This window comes from Bacteroidia bacterium (assembly GCA_027493955.1).
Lineage (GTDB): Bacteria > Bacteroidota > Ignavibacteria > SZUA-365 > SZUA-365 > JAOSJT01.
Genome location: JAOSJT010000001.1, coordinates 998,612 through 1,016,581, shown reverse-complemented (window position 1 = coordinate 1,016,581; position 17,970 = coordinate 998,612). Strand labels below are relative to the sequence as shown.

The window sequence follows — 17,970 nt, the reverse complement described above, 5'->3', positions numbered from 1 at the left end:
CTCCCCATGACGGACGAACGGAATGATAACGGAGAGCGGTCCCTCGCGGCCGCTCTTCGCACGTTTATCGCCGAGGCGCGTCGTACACCGCGCGACGTCACCACGGTGTTTCTTACCATTGCCGCCCTGGGCATCCTGTCGGTCCATGTGGGCAGCAAGCGTTTTTTCACTGAGCAATGGTACTCCGTGCTGGGTGCAGATCCGCTCTTTGAGCTTTATCAGTATCTGTACTGGTTCGGCTCCGAATTCGTTGTGTACTTTTTGTTACCACTACTCGTCATCGTGCTCATCCACCGGCGCCCGCTTCGCGGATTCGGTCTCGGAGTGGGTGACTGGCGCTTCGGACTGAAGATCTCGGCGTTGTTCTACCTGGTCATGCTGCCGATACTGTGGGTCGTGAGCGACATGCCGATGTTCCAGCAAGTCTATCCGCATGCCGCGTCCGTGCGCGGCGACTGGACATTGTTTCTGCTCTACGAAGGGGCCTTCCTCCTGTATTTCATCGGTTGGGAATTTATCTGGCGCGGCTATACCGTTTTCGGTTTGGCACCGCATACAGGACCCGCCGTTGCGGTTTTCGTGCAGATGATACCGTTCGTCATTCTGCACTACGGCAAACCGCTACCCGAAACCATCGGCTCCATTGCCGCCGCGATAGCTCTGGGAGCGCTCTCGCTGCGGGTGCGTTCTTTCTGGTATGCCGTGCTGATTCACTGGTCAGTGATGTTGACCATAGATCTGCTTTCCACCTTGCGTTTCCGCAGCGGAGCGCATGGGATAGGAATTGAAGCCCTGCGGGCAATTTTTTCCCTTCTCGGCGCGTGAGTATCTTTCCACACGCCGGCGATCAGGCCGGAAATGTGGAACAAGTACCGGTGATTTCTCATGCGTCTCTGCGTCAACATCGATCATTTTGCCACACTTCGCGAAGCCCGCGGAGGTCTGGAGCCCGATCCCGTCACGGCAGCGCAGCTCTGCGAACTGTACGGGGCCGAAGGTATAGTGTGTCATTTGCGTGAAGACCGCCGACACGTCAATGATCGCGACGTCCGACTCCTGCGGGACACGATCAAGACCAAACTCGATTTCGAAATGGCCATCACGGACGAAATCATACAGGTAGCCATTGATATTCTTCCCGACCTCGCCACGCTCGTTCCCGAGAAGCGCAAGGAGCTGACGACGGAATCCGGACTCGACATCCTGAAGGAAGCACAAAAAGTGGAGGAAGCTGTGCGCATCCTTCATCAAAACGATATCGAAGTGAGTATTTTCGTCGATCCAATAGACGAGCAGATCGAAGCGGCATCACAGGTGGGAGCGGACATCATCGAGCTCCATACCGGTGAATTCGCCAACGCCCGAAGCCAGGAAGAACTCCTCGAGCAGCTGGCGCGCATCCGCAATGCCGCCACGTATGCCGCGTCACTGGGACTCGGCGTCAACGCAGGCCACGGGCTCAATTACACGAACATCCGCTATATCACTCCCATCCGTGAGATCGAAGAAGTCAGCATCGGCCACGCGCTCGTTGCACGCGCAGTGTTCGTGGGCTTGCCCCAGGCCGTGCAGGAAATGGTGCGACTGACGAGAGGGTGGTGACGGAGCAGGGCTTCGCTCTGCTTCATACCGCGCGGGCATCACGAGATTCGGCTCTGCCGTGCCTTCGCGCAAATCCCTCGTGCAGCGGATTCTTCGCTCCGTCAGAGGAGACGGCGAGAGATCCCCAGTTTTTCAATTGAGCGGTGCAACAAAATTCGGTCACAAACGAATACCCTATTCTGTACCCGACCGCATCCCAGGAGATCCGTCCGATGAGAACAGCATATTCTTTCAATTCGACCACCCGACGTCCGGATTATTCACGTTGTCGAGAAGGAATATATGCTCACGGTACAAAATATCACGTACAGACATCCCGATAAAGAACTCCTGTTCGAAAATATCTCCGCGTCATTCGCCAACCGTCACAAGACCGCGCTGATCGGGAATAATGGTACGGGCAAATCCACCCTGTTGCGCATCATGGCGGGGTTGATCGAACCCACAAGCGGTGCAGTGATGTGCGAAGGACGCCGCTTCTACATCCCACAGCACTTCGGTCAGTTTGATACCTGCACCATCGCGGATGCTCTTGGCGTCTCCGGGAAGCTGCACGCTCTGCGGGCCATACTGAACGGTGAAACGCTTGCGGTCCACTTCGAAGTGCTCGACGAGGACTGGAATATCGAAGAGCGCTGCCGCGAGGCGCTCGACCTCTGGCAACTGCCGGGAGTCGATCTCGCAGAACCCCTCTCCAGACTCAGCGGGGGAGAGAAAACCAAGGTCTTCCTCGCCGGAATCCGCCTGCATCGGCCTGATATCGTGCTCATGGATGAACCCAGCAATCATCTGGACGTACACAGCCGAGCGCTGCTCTACGACTATATCCGCGATACGACGGACACTCTCGTGGTCGTGACCCATGATCGACTATTGCTGCGTCTCCTCAGTCCCGTCTGCGAATTGACATCGCGGGGATTGGTTTTCTACGGCGGCGGTTACGATCTCTATCTGGCACAAAAATCCGCACAGGAACAGGCGGCAATACAAGAGGTCGGCAATTTTTCAACCGCCGTACGCAAAGCCGAACGCGAGGCACGCGAGGTGCGGGAACGGAAAGAAAAGGGAGAGGTTCGCGGACGAAAAAAGCTCGACGCCGGCGGCGGACCACGCATCGCCCGGAAGAAGCGCAAGGATACGGCAGAGCGCAGCGCCAGGCGCCTGCGCCAGGAGCACGAAGCAAAACAAGATTCCATGCAGGAACAATTGCTTCAAGCGCGGCAACGTCTTCCGTCGCACCGCAGACTCAGATTGGATTTCGGTGATCCCGACCTGTATCAGGGGAAAATCCTCCTTGAAGCGTTGGACATGAATCACCACTTCGGCGGTGATCTGCTCTGGTCCGCTCCGTTGCGTTTCACCATACGCAGCGGCGAGCGCATCAGTCTGTGTGGCGCCAACGGTTCGGGGAAAAGCACGTTGCTGCGCCTTCTGCTTGGGGATATCGAACCTGCGGTCGGCGCGGTACAGCGCGCCCGAATGCATGCGGTGTTCATTGATCAGGACTATTCGCTGATCCGCGATGAGCGAACCGTGTATGAGCAGGTGTGCCTGTACAACCGTGAGGCACTCGAGGAACACGAGCTGCGCATTCGTCTCTATCGCTTTCTGTTCGATGAGTCCTTCCTCGACAAGCCCTGCGGCACGCTCAGCGGCGGCGAAAAGCTCCGTCTTTCGCTTTGCTGTCTCATGATAGCCCATCAGACACCGGACATCTTCGTGCTCGACGAACCGACCAACAATCTGGACCTGCAAAGCATAGACATCCTCACCCACGCGGTTAACGAGTACCGGGGAACACTCCTCGTGGTTTCACACGACAGTGTCTTTCTTGAGGATGTCGGGGTGGAGAGAGTCATGGACCTGTCCTAATGGCTTCACATGCACCCGAATCAATCCGTTTTCCTCACCGGGAATCGTTGCGCGTTTTCTCATGCGACAGGGGTGAGAATTCAGCCCATTCCAAAAAGTGAAGAGATGTTCTTCCCCGAACAGGATTATATCACGCGTCATTCGTATTTTCCATCCGGGACGATTGTTTCCCGCTGACGCGCTTCGGTTCAATGTACCCATAGACCCTTGTCGCACACAATCATGTTCTTTCGAAACGAATTGTACATCCCATGACACTTCAGGAACTCGGTTACGACGAACATTTTTCAAACCTGTTCACGACCAATGACTTCGCAGCATTCCAACCCGCCCGCGTCATCGCCGAGCATAAGGAACGCTACGTCGTCCGTGCCGCAGCGGGAGAGTACAGCGGGGAGATCACCGGAACCCTCCGCTTCTCCGCACGGGGTCGCGAGGACTTTCCTGCAGTGGGCGACTGGGTGGCCGTATCCATCAGCGATCCCGAACTGGCGGTCATTCATGCCGTGCTTCCGCGGCATTCGGTGATCAGGCGACAAGCCGTGGGCAAACATGCGGAAATTCAGGTCATCGCGGCGAATATCGACGTGGCGTTCCTGGTGCAGGCCGCGGACAGGGATTTCAACATCAACCGTCTCGAGCGCTACCTGACCATTTGCTACGCATCGAACGTCCGGCCGATCATTTTACTCACGAAAATCGATTTGATCGATGCCGCGGACCTGTCTGTCATCCTGGAACGCGTCCGGTCGCGCATCGATGATGTTCCGGTCCTCGCGATCAGCAGTGAAACAGAAGAGGGATATTCCGAACTCCGGGCATGCATCGCGGTAGGGAAAACGCACTGTCTGCTTGGTTCATCCGGGGTGGGGAAGTCTACTCTGCTCAACCATCTTTCCGGCAAAACGCTCATGCGCACGGATGCAATCAGCGACAGCACCAGCAAGGGTCGGCACGTCACCACGCATCGTGAGCTGGTCGTGCTTGACGGCGGAGGCATTCTCATCGATAATCCCGGAATGCGCGAGGTGGGCATAGCGGATGCCGGAGAAGGCCTGGAACGTACCTTCGACAGAATAAGCGAGCTTTCACGTGAATGCCGTTTTCCTGATTGCACGCATACGTCCGAAATCGGCTGCCGGGTTCTCGCAGCCCTCGACAGCGGAGAACTCGACAACGGCACCTACGAGAATTTCATGAAGATGGAACGCGAGCGCGCGCATTTCGAAAGCACCGTCGCCGAACGCCGACGCAACGAGAAAATCTTCGGCAAGGTTCTGAAGGATTACAAGAAATTGATGAAAAAGCATCCCGGGTCGAAATTCTGAGCTGTCTGTATCCGTGTGCACGTGAGAATCGGTTCATGGAGGGAGTGCCGCGAAAGTCGCTCGTCCACCCGCGCGGGACCACGAAGGACCTTTGCCGAAGGGCGCCCGGGCAGCTCTCCCAAAGCTGACTTCGCGAAGGGGAATGCGGCTCCGGGCAGGCCTGGATCGTCCAGAACCCCGATACTCCTCGAGCCCCCATTTCGTTTGCATATGGACGACGGAAGCACGATACTTGAGAGGTCTGAACGACGATACGGAGACCGGAGATGTGTATGCATATCTCCTTCGGCAGGACATTCGAAGTGACGGATTCTTGAGAAAGCATGCAAAAGTACGTCAGGGGAAGGTCCTCCTCCTGCGACTCCCGTTCCGCGTGTTGTCTGAATCGGCTTCGAAAACGCGGTAAACGTCCGCGAAGCATATATAGCCTTGACTCGAAATTCGACCTCGAAGCGGGCCATTCTGTACCCAGGCGGGCGACCTCGCCGTTGTACGGAGACAATGCGGGTGATTCGACGATGCGTCCGGGGCTGTTTCCGGCATCGTGGGAAAGGTGAGGGAATTCCTCCCGACCTGGCACAGGCAGGCAGCGCACCTTCGGCGTGCGATCTCTTGATTTCGGATGTACTACCAGAAGAAAACGGACATGGACTTCCAGATTCTTATTTCGAACCTCACAAATCCGACCCTCCTGTTTTTCGCGCTGGGAACGCTTGCCGTATTGGTCAAAAGCGATATGGAGATTCCCGAATCATCAAGCAAGTTCATCTCGTTGTACCTCCTGTTCGCGATTGGTTTCAAAGGCGGCCAGGAACTGGCCTACAGCGGTTTCTCTGCCGAAATCATCTACGCGTTGCTGTTCGGCTTCGTCATCGCCCTGTGTATTCCCCTCTACACATTTTTCATTCTGAAACGGAAAATGTCCATCAGCGATGCGGGTGCGGTTGCCGCCGCCTATGGATCGGTCAGTGCGGTGACCTTTGTCGCAGCCGTTTCGTTTCTCGAAGGCCAGCAGATTGACTTTGGTGGACACATGGTTGCCGTGATGGCGTTGATGGAAGCGCCGGCCATTATCATCGGAGTCATACTGTTGATGAAATATGATTCAGATACGCGCAGGGAAGTGAATCTGGCGCGTACGGCAAGCCACGCGTTCACCAATGGAAGTGTGTTGATGATCCTGGGGAGTCTCTTCATCGGGCTGATTGCCGATGCGAAGCAGGCGGAGGGCATCAAGCCGTTTACCACGGATATTTTCAAAGGCTTCCTTGCGATTTTCCTGCTCGAGATGGGAATGGTGACGGCAAGACGCTTCGCCACCTTCAGAAAATATGGTGCGTTCGCGACGATGTTCGCCATTGTCATTCCACTTGTCAACGGAGTCGTTGTTGCCGCGATAAGCGGTTTGCTGATAGAGAACACGGGCGACAGATTCATTCTTGCTGTTCTTGCCGCAAGCGCGTCGTATATCGCCGTGCCTGCGGCGATGCGACTCGCCGCACCCAAGGCCGATCCGGGTCTGTATATCCCTATGGCGCTGGGAATCACCTTCCCGTTCAACATCTCCATAGGTATGCCCGTGTATTATTTCATTGCGAATGCCCTGTGACCAGAGGTAGCAATCATCGGAAATGAACTATGGAACAATTAGTTACATCTGATTTCAAGCTTGGAATAATCGCGGGAGGTCAGCTGGGCAAGATGCTGGTCCTGGCGGCCAGTAATTGGGATGTACGGACGTATATCCTCGATACGGACGATCACTGCCCGGCCGCAACGTCGTGCACCTGCTTTGTGCAGGGGAGTCAGCTCGATTATGATGATGTCATCCGTTTCGGAAACATGGTGGATCTCATCACCTTCGAGATCGAAAATGTGAACATCGAGGCTCTGAAACAGCTCAAAGCCGACGGAAAAAAAATCTATCCTGAACCTGAAACACTCGAAATCATTCAGGATAAGGGTTTGCAAAAAATATTTTATCGGGACAACCATATACCCTCTCCCCGCTTCGTCCTCTGTGATAACAGAGAAGCAGTTCTTGCCGCTGCCGAGAGGCAAACCCTGCCCCTGCCGTTCGTCCAAAAACTGCGCAAGGGAGGATATGACGGGAAGGGCGTTGCGCTCATGCGATCGAAGGATGATCTGGTCGACGCACTCAACGGCGCATCGGTTGTGGAGTCACTCATTGACATCCGGAAGGAGATTGCCGTAATCGTCGCACGGAACGGCAGGGGAGAGACACAGTGCTTTCCGGTCGTGGAGATGGAATTTAATGATGAGGCAAATCTGGTGGAGAGATTGATCTGCCCCGCTGCGCTGGATGCGGAGATCCTTGCACAGGCGACAGATATCGCCACCCGAATCGTTTCATTGTTGAACCTGCGAGGCGTACTGGCTGTGGAGATGTTTGTCGATACGAACAACGCAGTGTGGGTAAACGAGATTGCTCCCAGACCGCATAACAGCGGTCATCATACGATCGAAAGTGTGGTCACATCGCAGTTCGAGCAGTTGCTGCGGGCTATATTCAATTTTCCGTTGGGCAGCACGCAGTTGAAAATGCCCTCCGTCATGATCAATCTCCTCGGTGAACCAGGGTGCGATGGTCCCGTCCGTTATGAAGGATTGACGGAGTGCATGAGCATTGGTGGTGTGAAGATCCATCTGTATGGAAAAAAGGTAACGAAACCATTCAGAAAAATGGGTCATGTGACAGTGCTTGCTCCGACTATCGAGGAAGCGATACAAAAGTCCGATATTGTGAAACGCACACTGAGGGTAACGTCATGGTAGAACCGGTCGTCAGTATCATCATGGGGTCGGATTCTGATTTGCCTGTTATGACGCAGGCTGCAGAAATCATCAAAGAATTCGGCATATCCTACGAATTGACAATAGTCTCCGCCCATCGCACGCCGAAGCGCTTGTTTGACTATGCGGAAAACGCGCATCAACGGGGAATCGAGGTCATCATCGCCGGTGCGGGTGGAGCGGCCCATTTACCCGGTATGGTCGCATCCATTTCACCCCTGCCGGTGATCGGTGTCCCCATAAAGTCATCAATATCCATAGACGGGTGGGATTCGATTCTCTCCATTCTTCAGATGCCCGGCGGCGTACCGGTAGCGACGGTCGCGCTGAACGGAGCGAAGAACGCCGGTCTGCTCGCGCTCCAGATACTGTCAGGCAAATACCCGCAGCTGCGTACGCAAATTCAGGATTATAAACAGCGATTGTCTGCCGAGGTCATGGCGAAGGTGCAGAGGCTCGGGAATGCTTGAGCACCGGTCTGACTCTTCATTCACCTGCGATCGGCTGAAGTGAAATACCGGTCAGGTACTCCTGCGGGATTCGTTACTGTTTCATATACCGAAAGACACGTTCTTGGTCCATAAAGCATACTTACTCGTCTTTTTCACGACCCTCTCTTTCTGCTCCGTCTCGCTTTCGGCACAACAGGACCGTATGCGGCTGCACATTGCTGCGTATCTCGGCGCGATGGAAAAGATCGGTTTTCACGGCACAGTTCTTGTCGAGCAGAAAGGACAACTGCTGCTTTCGCGGGGGTATGGATTTGCCGACAGAGAGCGTCAGCAGCGGAATACAGCGGAAACCGTGTTCGACATCGGCTCCATTACAAAGCAGTTCACCGCTGCCGCGATTCTGAAGCTGGAAATGCAAGGGAAGCTGTCCACTGAAGATCCGCTGACACGGTACTTCGCGAATGTCCCGGCGGACAAGCAGCAGATCACGATTCACGATATGCTACGACATCAGTCGGGTCTTGTCGGCAATGTTGGCGGCGATTATGAAGCGATTACGACCGGGGCTTTCATTGACAGCGTTCTGAACGCGCCGCTGGAATTTTCGCCCGGCAGCGGTTTTTCCTATTCCAACGTCGGCTACAGTCTGCTCGCCATCATCGTTGAACGCGTCTCACGCAGCTCGTGGGAGAGCTATCTGTACGAACAGCTGTGGAAGCCTGCCGGAATGGAGCACACAGGATATTCCCGTCCCGCCTTCGACCGGGAGGCGGTTGCCATCGGGTATGACGAGGAGCAGGTTCTGTGGGGCCTGCCGACGGAGAAGGCATGGGACGGTAACGCACCCTTCCGGCATCTCCTGGGGAATGGTGGGGTGCTGTCGACGACCGCTGATCTGTTACGCTGGCATCATGCCCTCCTCGGCACGAACATTCTCTCGTACGAAGCCAAACAGAAGTACTATCACCCGATTCTGCGTGCGGATGAAGACAGTACGTCCTACTATGCCTATGGCTGGGATGTGTCGCTGACCGAGTGGGGAAGCCGGCGTTTCTGGCACAACGGAACGAACAGAGTGTTCTATGCCGACTATGTCCGCTTTCCCGAGGATGAGGTAGTCATCATCGTGCTGTGCAACAATGCCCATCAGTACTTCGCGCGCATTGCTTTCGAAATCGCGCGAATACTGTTCCGTCCGTCGTACCAGCCGGTCATTCCTCCGCCGGACAACGCAACGAATCGCGCGTTTACGCAGCGCATCATCAACGCATTGCGAACCTCGGATTCCGGGGAGGCGCAGCAGCTCTTCGATGCCAAAGCTCCGGATGAGATGCTGCTGGAATATCGCATGCGCCAGGAGGGTTTCGAGAGTATTGATCGTGGCGAGTCCGGTCTCGCGCTTCGTCTTTTTGCCTTCAACGTGCGTGTGTATCCCGGTTCCGCCAAGGCGCTGCAAGCTCTCGGCGAAGGGTACATGGAAACGGGTAACAATGAGGAGGCATTGAAGTATTTCCGCCGGAGTCTCGACCTCGAACCCGAGAATCCCTTCGTGCGCGACATGCTGGTCCGGCTCACACGCTGAGCGTATGAAGCGAACGATGAGGCGCCGTCGCCGTGCTCACGCAAGCGCATCCCCGAGGAATCGGACAACCTGCATCGCGTCTTCTTCCGGGACGACGAATTGCTGCTTTCCGACGTACCGAGGTTCTGCGCTCTTGAATAAATAAAAGCAAAACAATATTTTAATCCCGCGTGGAACATCTCCCGAGCCGCATGGTCATCGCTCATTGGACCGCGATGGCGCGTCGCTCCGGTTCCATGCGGACGAACAGTTGTACACATCGAGGAGAATTCAATGGATCAGGCGACACAGACAATGATAGAGAATCTTCATACAAGCACCGGGCGCTCTCTGGAGCAGTGGATCGCGGTAGTCCGGCAAGAGCAACTACCGAAGCACGGTGAAATTCTGAAGTTCCTCAAGGAACAGCATGGACTGACGCATGGCTATGCGAATCTCATTGCGCACAAGTCCAGAGGATCGGACGCCGCCTCGGTGGATAACCAGGACGATCTCATCGTCAAGCAGTATCAGGGCAAGGAACATCTCCGGCCGCTCTACGATGCGCTGATGCAGCAGATCTCGCGCTTCGGTGACGATGTGGAGATAGCCCCGAAAAATGCCTACGTCAGTCTCCGTCGTAAAAAGCAGTTCGCCATGTTGCAACCCGCAACAAAGACGCGCTTCGAAATAGGTCTGAATCTCAAAGGGCAGGAGCCCTCGGGAAAGCTGCAAGCCATCAACAGCAGCAATGCCATGTGTTCGCACAAGATCAATCTTGCGAGTACAGAGGATATCGACACGGAAGTGCTGCGGTGGATTAAATTGGCCTACGATAACGCGGGTTGAGTACGCAGGTGCCAGTTCAGGCGCGCACACTGTGGGCGATTCATGAACCTCCCACATTCGGTATAAATGTGGGCGGTCAATAAATCTCATTCTTTGTGCGGAGCCATAATCCCTGCAGATATCCCGGTTTGTCATGATAGAAATCACTAACTATCGTTCTCCTGATGTCGATCGCGAAGTCAGGTTTATGCGCACAGACGATCACGCCGTGTCTCAAGGACGTATTTGCATGAAAGCGTATCCCGCTTCCTGCGTCCGGAGCTTGACTGGCAACGCTCCTCTCCCATACGCCGGAGAACCCAGTGAAGAACCCGGCGAGTTGCACTACGTACCCGATTCGCATAGCAGGAAAATCATCCCGCTGCCGGGTCCTGAGCTTTGATGTGATGTTGCGGCCATTATGAAACCGACGAGCGTTTCCTCCGTATACCGAATGTCGATAATAATGTCTATGTTGCAATTTTCAAACCAACACATTGAGGAGAACGCATCATGCGCGATACCATGTTGATACTGCATTTCATTGGTCTGGCCATGGGACTGGGTACGAGTTTCGGTTTCATGTTTCTCGGCATGGCCGCATCGAAAATGGCACCGGAGGAAGCGGGGAAGTTCCGAATGCAGACATTCGTACTGAGCCGGATGGGGCATATCGGTCTAACGCTGCTCATTCTTTCGGGCGGCTATTTGATGACGCCGTTCTGGTCTGTGCTCGGAAATTCGCCTTTGCTGATTGTGAAATTGAGTCTCGTTGTGCTGCTCGCCGCATTGATCGGCATCATCAGCGGCAAGGTGCGGAAGGCGAAGCAGGGTGATGTGCACAAGCTCAAGGGACTCGAAGCGCTTGGAAAAATCTCGCTGCTGCTCGGGGTCATCATCGTTGTGCTTGCAGTGCTGGTGTTTCACTGATAAAGAAATACAAGGATCGAATCGTTGCAGTAGGAGAGCGTAGAGCGTCGTGGATCCAAAGCATAGTATAGGAGTGAAGAATCTGATATTACAGCTTGAGAGTCACACCTGTGACGGAACGCAAGCACAGAAACACGCATCCGAGGACATGCCCGTCAGTCCGTGAACGTGTGCAATAGTATGCCGGGGTGGGGATGGAAAATTCCCTTGTGCCGGCATAGATAATATTGCTTTTTTGTTGTCGGTCGATTTCTGTTGTCGGGGATAATTGAATCGGCGGATTTCCCCTGTACTGACAGGAATATTTTGGGAACAGAACAGGGAGTCTGAAATGACGGACAAATTTCAAAACCGGTACCGTATTCCCTCCGCGAGAGCCGAATGGTGGGATTACGGTCATCCTGGGGCGTATTTCATTACCATTTGTACGCGCTACCGTAAACAGTATTTCGGAGAAATTCGGAATGGTGTTATGATCCCCTCGGAAGCGGGAAAGATTGCACAGAGCGTGTGGCATGAAATCCCGGAGCACAGCAGCGGCATCGATCTGGGGTCGTTTGTGGTAATGCCCAATCACGTTCACGGAGTCATATTCATCCAACCCGGCAACGATGCCGGACGCGATGCAGCTACCAATACCGCGGTGCCGGATATTATCCCGCAAAATTCAACGTTCACGGAAATCGATTACAATCCGGCGGATCACGCAACGACGGACCGTATCCACGATATTGGCGTTAATATTGACGATATACGTCCGGATCGTGCGGCCGGCGGATTTGGTAGAGACAAGGCATGCCTTGTCTCTACAAATCCCCCCGATCCGTGCAATCCCCCGATCCGTGCAATCCCCCGATCCGTGCAATCCCCCGATCCGCGCAATCCCCCGATCCCCGCAATTCCCCGATCCGTGCAATCCCCCACGATTTCCGATATCGATACCGTCCCCGGTTCATCCATATTCAAAACAGATGAGGCAACGATACATCGGCCCATACCCGGATTGAGCAGTCCCAGGTCGGAGAGTGCTCCTGCGCGGAATCATTCGTATTCCGCTCAACGATACCGCAATCAAGGAAAGAACACCGTATCCTCCGTGATCGGATCGTATAAGTCGGCGGTGAGCAAATACGTTCGTCGCTCGGGAAGTGAGTTCGCATGGCAGCCGCGATTCTGGGATAATATCATTCGTGACGAGGCGGCGCTCTACCGCATCTGCGTCTACATCGAGAACAACGTGAAGAATTGGAAAGCCGATACGTTCTTCCTGCGATAGACGCCAATTCAACCGGGCCTTTACACAATGCGGCATTGCTCTGATCGCTGAGAGCGATGCAATGTTCTTGTCGCAGGCGGCATAACATCCTGCAACGTGATCATATCGCGGCTCGAAAATCTGACGCTGCTCGTACATCGAGTGATCGGTGGATAGCAGCAGCCGCAATCAGCTCAGGATTTTCTTCGCTTGTGCAGAGGTCTGCAATATCTCTTCATTCAATGTTTGTTCCCGATGGCGTTTCGATGTTGGATGCAAATTTCGGTCTGTGTACATTGTCAGCGTTCTCACCTACCGACACCCCGCGTTATACCTTCACCAATCCGGATGATCCGGGCACGGTGTTTGTATCACCGCTGTACGCTTTGGAGAACACTGCCATATACATTGATCATCGGAGGATAATATGAGCAATTTCAAGTATGCCGCCGTCAACGAAGCGGTTGTGTATCAGAACGTTGTGAACGACAAAGGGAAGAAGGCCGTCAATCGGCTCCTTATGGGTACCTATGTCGAAATCCTGAGCGAGCAGGGCGCGTGGTGTGAGGTGAAACCCTTCGGCACACACGGCTGGATGCATAAGGATAGTCTTGCGGACACCATGGGATTGAAGATCTTCTTTCTCGATGTCGGGCAGGGAGACGGTGTGCTCATCGAGATAGGAAAGTACCGCATCCTGATCGACGCGGGACCCAACAGCAGCATGCACAACTACCTCACGAAGTGGCAATACACCTATCTCCTGAAAGCCGGGCACACCGTGCATATTGACTACCTTATCGTCAGCCATTTCGATACGGACCATTACCGCGGCTGCATCAGGATTCTGGAGAACAAGGGTTTTACCATCGGGACCGTGCTTCACCCCGGCATTCTGAAATTCGCTGAGAAAGGCAACCCCTATGACACCGGTCTCGGTGAAACGGTGAAGGAAAATGGAGTACGTTATCTCACAAGGATATTCGACAACCTCCTGACGGTCAAGAGTCCGGCGCCGTTCAACAGAGACATTACGGCATTCATGAATGCCTTGCACGGAGCGCACGGCGAGGGGAGGGTGCAGAAAGTGAAACGCTGCGCGGCGGGGGATGTCATCATCAACCGGACCATCGACGGACAGACGTTCCGGCTCGATGTGCTTGCGCCCATGCTCGAAACGGTCGGAAGAAAAAAAGCGTTCGTCTACTGGAGCGACGAGGGAAAGACGATCAACGGCCACAGTATTGTCCTCAAACTGACTTTCGGATCCCGAACCGTCCTGCTTGGAGGAGATCTGAACTCCGCGTCACAGAGCTACCTTATCGACGCCTACGGGCAGAACAATCCCTTCGAGGTGGACGTCGCGAAGTCCTGTCACCATGGGTCTTCCGATTTCACCGAGGACTTCATGCAGCGCGTCAACCCCTACGCGACCGTGATCTCGTCCGGAGACAACGAAGGGCACGCGCATCCCCGCGCCGACGCCATAGGTTGCGCGGGCAAGTACTCGAAAAGCAGACGGCCGCTCGTTTATTCCACCGAACTTGCCCGTTCCACGAACCTGAAGAAGAACACGATTCTGTTCGGCATGATCAACCTGCGCAGCAATGGCAAGGACATTTTCATGAGCCAGATGAAGGAGGTGAAAAACACCGCCGACCTCTGGGATTCGTATGAGGTGCAATAGCGCGGCAATATTGCGACGTCCGCAGACGTATCGGGACACGGATGCACGCAGAGGAATCTTGCATTTCGCTGTCCGATGAATTTTCGGAAACATCCGCCGGATCATTCCTCCGCGCAGCTCCGTGCCCGTCGATGTGATCCGCGTATCTGTCGGACACCGTTGTGATCCGGGCATGGATTCCCGGCCTGTGTCGGTTGCGCCGCTCGCCATGCGAGCGTCATTGCGCTGAAAATCCGCTGAAAAACCACATGAAATATTTGCTTTTTCGCGATTCTGTGTCTATATTTATGGACCTTTGTTCTGGGTTCTTAGCTCAGTTGGTTAGAGCGCTACCTTGACATGGTAGAGGTCACAGGTTCGACTCCTGTAGAACCCACTCCCGAGCGGAGAAAAAATCGGAGTGTATCCGATTTTTTCTTTATAATCTCAAACGATCAGGCGACAGCCATGGCAGAGCAGATCACAGTAACCTTCCCGAACGGCGATTCCCGCACCTATAAAAGCGGCGTGACCGGGATGGAGATCGCCGAGAGCATATCGGCGGGTCTGGCGCGCGAAGCGCTGGGCGCATTGGTGGACGGAAATATTTTCGACCTCATGCGTCCCATCAATGCGGACGCCCTCGTGCGCATTCTCACGTGGAACGATGACGAAGGCAAAGAAGTCTACTGGCACAGCTCCAGTCATCTCATGGCCCACGCTGTGGAGGATCTGTTTCCCGGTGCCAAGTTCGGTGTCGGTCCCGCGATCGAGCAGGGTTTTTATTACGACATTGACATCAACCATGTACTCACGCCCGAGGACCTTGTCCGCATCGAGGCGCGCATGATGGAACTTGTCAGGGAAGACAAACCCTTTGTCCGCCGCGAACTCAGCAAGCAGGAAGCCCTTGATTTTTGGGGCGCAAAAGGCGATCAGTACAAGCTGGAACTCATCACGGGCTTCGACGAGGAGAACGAGGTGATCAGCTGCTACGAGGAAGGTTCGTTCACCGACCTCTGCCGTGGTCCGCATTTGCCCTCAACCGGGCGCATCAAGTATGTGAAGCTGCTGAATATTTCCGGCTCCTACTGGAAGGGGGACGCGAAGAACAAGCAACTGCAGCGCATCTACGGCATTTCTTTCCCGAAAAAGAAAGAACTCGAGGAGTATCTCGAACGGCTCGAGGAGGCGAAAAAGCGCGATCACCGCAAACTCGGCCGCGAACTCGATCTATTCACCTTCCATGAAGTGTCGCCCGGTGCCGTGTTCTGGCTGCCCCGCGGCATGGTCGTGTACAAGGAATTGCAGAAGCTCATTCGCGACATGCTCGACAGCGCGGGGTACGACGAAATTCTCACGCCCATTCTCGTGAAAAAGGAGTTGTGGGAGCAGTCGGGCCACTGGGAACACTATCAGGAAAACATGTTCATCGTTGAAGATGGTGAAGACCATATCTTCAGTCTCAAACCGATGAACTGCCCCGAAAGTACCTACGTGTACCGTCACCGCGTGCGCAGCTATCGCGATCTGCCGTTGCGCTTCTCCGAGTTGGGCACCAATCACCGCAACGAACTCTCCGGCGCGCTCAACGGTATGTTCCGCGTACGGCAATTCTGTATGGATGATGCGCATCTCTACGTGCGTCCCGATCAGATTCAGGACGAGATCACCCAATTGCTGGGACTCGTACGCAAATTCTACGCCATTTTCGGCTTCGAACCGTATTTCGCGCTCTCCACGCGTCCGGAGGATGCGATGGGGGTCCCGCAGTTGTGGGAAACCGCCGAGCGCAGTCTGGCAGAAGCTCTCGCGGCAAACGGCATCGACTACAAGCTCAATCCCGGTGACGGAGCGTTTTACGGACCGAAAATCGATATCAGCGTCCGTGACGCTCTCAAACGTTCCTGGCAACTCGCCACAATACAGCTCGACTTCAATATGCCCGAGCGCTTCGGCCTCGAGTATATCGACGAAAACAACGAGCGTCAGCGTCCGGTGATGATACACCGCGCGGTGATGGGGTCCATGGAGCGATTTATTGGTATATTGATCGAACATTTCGCCGGCGCGTTTCCTACATGGCTCGCTCCGGTGCAGGCGGCTGTGCTGCCCATCAGCGACAACTTCATGGCGTATGCGGCGGAGGTTCGCGATACGCTGCGCTCCGCAGGTGTGCGCTGCGAGCTGGACAGCCGCAATGAAAAAATCGGCTATAAAATCCGTGATTGGGAAGTCCACAAAGTGCCGTACATGCTCGTGATCGGAGAGAAAGAGCAATCGGCACGAGGAGCGTCCCTGCGTAAACACAGGGAAGGCGACCTCGGCTTCCGAACACTCGACGATATAGTGCGCGACTTGACTACTGAAATTCACAGCAAATCACTGTAACAGCCCGGAGGCCCCACGGCTACCCCAAATCGTCCTCCCGTACGGACACCGCAGAACAGAACCCGCATCAACGAAGAAATCACGGCGCGACAAATCCGCCTGATCGATGCAGACGGGTCACAGCTCGGCATCACCACGCCTGACAAGGCGCGTGCGCTGGCAGAACAGAAAGAACTCGACCTTGTGGAAATCGCCCCGCAGGCGGAACCGCCTGTCTGCCGTATTATGGACTACGGAAAGTTCAAATACGAGCAGCAGAAAAAAGAGCGGGCGATGAAGAAAAAGCAAGTTGTCGTCGCGTTGAAAGAGGTTCGCTATCATCCGACAACGGATACGCACGATTTCGATTTCAAACTCCGCCACGCCCGGCAGTTCATCCTCGAGGGCAACAAGGTCAAAGCCGCCGTCGTTTTTCGCGGCCGCCAGATGGCGCATCAGGAACTGGGTCTGAACCTGATCAACCGCCTCAAGGAGGCGCTGGCGGACATCGCCATCGTGGAGCGGGAACCCAACATGGAGGGACGCCAGATGATCGCCATTTTCGCTCCGGACAAGAAAAAAGTGAAGCCGAAAGAGCAGAAAAGCGAATAAACACTGGTTCTGTGTTGAAAAAATTCGTATATTACCTAGCTTTGTTTTTCAGACGGAATACTCAACAGGAGTTCAAGTACAATGCCGAAATTCAAGGGTAAGTCAGGAGCCAAAAAGCGCTTCAAGTTGACCGGCAGCGGTCGCGTCAAGCGCGAAAAGGCCTACCATAGCCACATCCTGACGAAGAAGAGCACCAAGCGCAAACGTGGTCTGCGTCAGAGCACGCTCGTCGCCGCGGTGGAAGAAAAACGCGTAAGAATGATGATTTAATACAGAGCAGGTGAACAATGCCACGTGCAAAAAACAAGGTCGCGTCGCACCGCCGCAGGAAGAAAATTCTGCAGCGCGCCAAGGGTATGGTCGCGGCCCGCAGCAAGATATTAACCGTCGCCAAACATCACGTCGATAAAGGGCTCGGCTACGCGTATCGCGACCGCCGCGCCAAAAAGCGCAGCATGCGCCAGCTGTGGATCACCCGCATCAACGCGGCGTCCCGTATGCAGGGCGTCAGCTACTCCCGGCTTATTGACGGACTCAACAAGAAACACATCGACATCAACAGGAAAATGCTCGCCGATATCGCGGTCAATGATGGCAATGCTTTTGCCGAGATCGTGAAAATGGCTGTGGCATAACTCCTGCGTCGTCCCTGGCTTTACGGCGGGCTACATGGAGAGTGA

General features: G+C 54.7%; 16 protein-coding genes and 1 tRNA gene. All 17 read left to right on the top strand.

Going from position 1 to position 17,970, the window contains the following annotated elements; all coding sequences use genetic code 11:
- The first annotated feature begins 6 nt into the window (after positions 1–6).
- Positions 7–825 carry a CPBP family intramembrane metalloprotease gene (locus M5R41_04025; GenBank protein MCZ7555554.1) on the top strand — a complete coding sequence of 273 codons (819 nt, stop codon included), beginning with the start codon at positions 7–9 and terminating at the stop codon, positions 823–825.
- A gap of 60 nt (positions 826–885) precedes the next feature.
- A complete protein-coding gene (locus tag M5R41_04020; GenBank protein MCZ7555553.1) occupies positions 886–1,602 on the top strand; it encodes a pyridoxine 5'-phosphate synthase in 717 nt (238 codons plus the stop codon).
- Between the two features lie 282 nt (positions 1,603–1,884).
- Positions 1,885–3,474, top strand: a complete 1,590-nt coding sequence (locus M5R41_04015) for an ATP-binding cassette domain-containing protein (protein MCZ7555552.1) — start codon at positions 1,885–1,887, stop codon at positions 3,472–3,474.
- 251 nt (positions 3,475–3,725) lie between these two features.
- Positions 3,726–4,802, top strand: coding sequence for a ribosome small subunit-dependent GTPase A (rsgA, locus tag M5R41_04010; protein ID MCZ7555551.1), 1,077 nt, complete (start codon positions 3,726–3,728; stop codon positions 4,800–4,802).
- Between the two features lie 646 nt (positions 4,803–5,448).
- Positions 5,449–6,411 (top strand): sodium-dependent bicarbonate transport family permease, encoded by a 963-nt coding sequence (locus M5R41_04005; GenBank protein ID MCZ7555550.1) that lies wholly within the window; start codon positions 5,449–5,451, stop codon positions 6,409–6,411.
- 29 nt (positions 6,412–6,440) lie between these two features.
- Complete coding sequence (locus M5R41_04000) at positions 6,441–7,598, top strand: 5-(carboxyamino)imidazole ribonucleotide synthase (protein MCZ7555549.1); 1,158 nt, start codon at positions 6,441–6,443, stop codon at positions 7,596–7,598.
- Entirely contained in the window at positions 7,592–8,086 is a 495-nt protein-coding gene (gene purE / locus M5R41_03995; GenBank protein ID MCZ7555548.1) for a 5-(carboxyamino)imidazole ribonucleotide mutase, read from the top strand. Before M5R41_04000 ends, purE begins: the two co-directional genes overlap by 7 nt.
- A 184-nt stretch (positions 8,087–8,270) precedes the next feature.
- Positions 8,271–9,650, top strand: a complete 1,380-nt coding sequence (locus tag M5R41_03990; GenBank protein MCZ7555547.1) for a serine hydrolase — start codon at positions 8,271–8,273, stop codon at positions 9,648–9,650.
- 273 nt (positions 9,651–9,923) lie between these two features.
- The gene (locus M5R41_03985) at positions 9,924–10,478 is read left to right on the top strand and encodes a DUF4287 domain-containing protein (protein ID MCZ7555546.1); all 555 of its coding nucleotides are present in this window, start codon (positions 9,924–9,926) and stop codon (positions 10,476–10,478) included.
- 492 nt (positions 10,479–10,970) lie between these two features.
- Positions 10,971–11,387 (top strand): hypothetical protein, encoded by a 417-nt coding sequence (locus M5R41_03980; GenBank protein MCZ7555545.1) that lies wholly within the window; start codon positions 10,971–10,973, stop codon positions 11,385–11,387.
- Between the two features lie 331 nt (positions 11,388–11,718).
- The gene (locus M5R41_03975; GenBank protein MCZ7555544.1) at positions 11,719–12,663 is read left to right on the top strand and encodes a hypothetical protein; all 945 of its coding nucleotides are present in this window, start codon (positions 11,719–11,721) and stop codon (positions 12,661–12,663) included.
- A gap of 406 nt (positions 12,664–13,069) precedes the next feature.
- Positions 13,070–14,329: a hypothetical protein gene (locus M5R41_03970; protein MCZ7555543.1), complete on the top strand. Its 1,260-nt coding sequence runs from the start codon at positions 13,070–13,072 to the stop codon at positions 14,327–14,329.
- 302 nt (positions 14,330–14,631) lie between these two features.
- A tRNA-Val gene (locus M5R41_03965) sits at positions 14,632–14,705 on the top strand.
- 71 nt (positions 14,706–14,776) lie between these two features.
- Positions 14,777–16,699 carry a threonine--tRNA ligase gene (gene thrS, locus M5R41_03960; GenBank protein MCZ7555542.1) on the top strand — a complete coding sequence of 641 codons (1,923 nt, stop codon included), beginning with the start codon at positions 14,777–14,779 and terminating at the stop codon, positions 16,697–16,699.
- A gap of 66 nt (positions 16,700–16,765) precedes the next feature.
- Positions 16,766–17,290 (top strand): translation initiation factor IF-3, encoded by a 525-nt coding sequence (gene infC / locus M5R41_03955; protein MCZ7555541.1) that lies wholly within the window; start codon positions 16,766–16,768, stop codon positions 17,288–17,290.
- An 81-nt stretch (positions 17,291–17,371) separates the two neighbouring features.
- On the top strand, positions 17,372–17,560 hold the full coding sequence (gene rpmI / locus M5R41_03950) for a 50S ribosomal protein L35 (protein MCZ7555540.1): 189 nt from the start codon (positions 17,372–17,374) through the stop codon (positions 17,558–17,560).
- A 17-nt stretch (positions 17,561–17,577) separates the two neighbouring features.
- Positions 17,578–17,925, top strand: coding sequence for a 50S ribosomal protein L20 (rplT, locus tag M5R41_03945; protein ID MCZ7555539.1), 348 nt, complete (start codon positions 17,578–17,580; stop codon positions 17,923–17,925).
- Positions 17,926–17,970 lie beyond the last annotated feature (45 nt).